The organism is Streptomyces sp. NPDC005483, assembly GCF_040606035.1.
GTDB lineage: Bacteria > Actinomycetota > Actinomycetes > Streptomycetales > Streptomycetaceae > Streptomyces.
Genome location: NZ_JBEXEA010000116.1, coordinates 1 through 1,736, shown reverse-complemented (window position 1 = coordinate 1,736; position 1,736 = coordinate 1). Strand labels below are relative to the sequence as shown.

At 66.0% G+C, this 1,736-nt stretch carries 2 protein-coding genes; one reads left to right on the top strand and one right to left on the bottom strand.

Going from position 1 to position 1,736, the window contains the following annotated elements; translation table 11 throughout:
* A partial coding sequence (locus ABZT06_RS50505; protein WP_355756686.1) for a hypothetical protein occupies positions 1-184 on the bottom strand: 184 nt, incomplete at its 3' end.
* A 639-nt stretch (positions 185-823) separates the two neighbouring features.
* Here ABZT06_RS50505 and ABZT06_RS50500 point away from each other — a divergent pair.
* A partial coding sequence (locus ABZT06_RS50500) for a hypothetical protein (protein ID WP_355756684.1) occupies positions 824-1,736 on the top strand: 913 nt, incomplete at its 3' end.

Below are 1,736 nucleotides of genomic sequence, written 5' to 3'. Positions count from 1 at the left end.
CATCGCCGAACATGGGCTGAGCAGCAGCAGCGCCGACCAGTACGTGGCTTACTATCTCTGGTTCCAGCGCCCTGAAAACGAGAACAAAATACCGGTCAAGACAGATAAGTTCCCCGTCTTCGATCCGCACGTGGGTCAGGTACGGCAGATCCCTATCGGCCCATTGGTGGAATCTCTCCGCCATGCGAGCATTCCCCTCAACGACCCCTTGAGGGAACTTTTTCGACAAAATCACTGGCCTCTGACCGGAGAAACACTGTCCGATGGTTCTTCACTCTGGCGACTCGAATCTTCCGGCGCATGGGCTGACCGCAAGTACACGGCAGCCTTCGCGGCATTCCTCGCAGCGAATGGCGGAGTTTTTCCCTCTCGGACCGCCGGGTCCAGTAGCATTGTATGGGGTGAGAGAATCGGGGCAGTGAGCCACAAGCTCGGAACTCCCGGCCGCAAGGAATATCATGCTGGTCTTCGCGAATTTCTAGAGGCGCACGGTGTTGAGACGGAGGAGACAGATGCGGGGAAGTGGCGGGTTACGAGGTGGCCGAATTCCGTTGCGCCGTCGCTGGCGAAGCCGGTGACGGAGGCTCCGCCGGTGTGGTGGCCGGGGCGGAGTCTGTATCTGGGTGGGGCTGGTGGCGGTGGGCGGGCCGAGGAGGTGGAGGCGGAGTCGGGGTCGGTTGTGTCCGGTAGTTACATGTCGGGGACGGGTGTGCTGGCGGGGTTCGGTGAGGCTGGTCCGTCGGGGTCGGCGGGCCGGGATGTTGAGGACTTGGCTGCCGGTGTGAGCGGCGCCGTGGTCCCGGGCGCGGACATGGATACGGGTATGGACGCGCTGTTCATGGATGTGGACTTGGGCGGTGTGGGGTCGGATCCGGATGTCGCTATGGGTGAGGTGGTGGCCCCGGAGGAGGATGAGGAGGATCTTTACGCGGTTGTCGAGGACTTCTATGCGGCCGATCCGGTTGGTGCGGTGGATCTGGATGATCGGGTTGGTGCGGTTGATCCGGCCGATCCGGTTGGTGTGGGGGTTGCCGGGGGGCTGGGTGAGGTCCCTGTGGTGGCGGAGGCGGATCCCGCGACGGTGTTCTGGAGGGCGTCGTATCCGCGGTGGGGTGGCGAGTATCTGATGGCGGTGTGGGGGCGGTTGAACAGTCATCTGGGGATCGTGGCTCATGAGGAGGGCGAGCGGCGGATGCGGGATCCGCAGTGGATCGCCTATGGGCAGCAGGTGATGGCGCAGGGGATACCGGACGAGTCGGCGCCGGGAGGGGTGCGGGTGCTGGAGGGGCTGCAGGTTCCGCTGTATTTCCGGGAGCTGGCGCAGCGGGATCTGCGGGTGTGGCCGGTGACGGCGGCCGGGGAGGCTGTTGGGGTGTGGACGGAGGTGGTGGCGCGGCTGGCCGGTGGCGGTGGGGTGTCTGTCGGAGTGCTGGCTGAGCGGTTGCGGGCTGCACGCGGGCAGCGGGGCGATGCGGGCTCGCAGGCCTGGGATGTCTCGGTGGAGACGGAGGACGGGCTGCGAGCTCAGGCGGACATGTTCGCGGAGCTGGACGGTGGCCGGTGGATCGGGATGTATCTGGAGGGGCTGGTGCGGGAGGTGAACCTGAACCTGGGGGTGCGTGGTGGTGCGCTGAGGCATGTGCCGGCGTGGCGGCCGGTCGATGGCGGTGCGGAGAGGGAGGGGTTGTGGGAGCGTGCGCTGTCGGAGCTGTTGACGGGTGCGGGGGTTTCGGCGG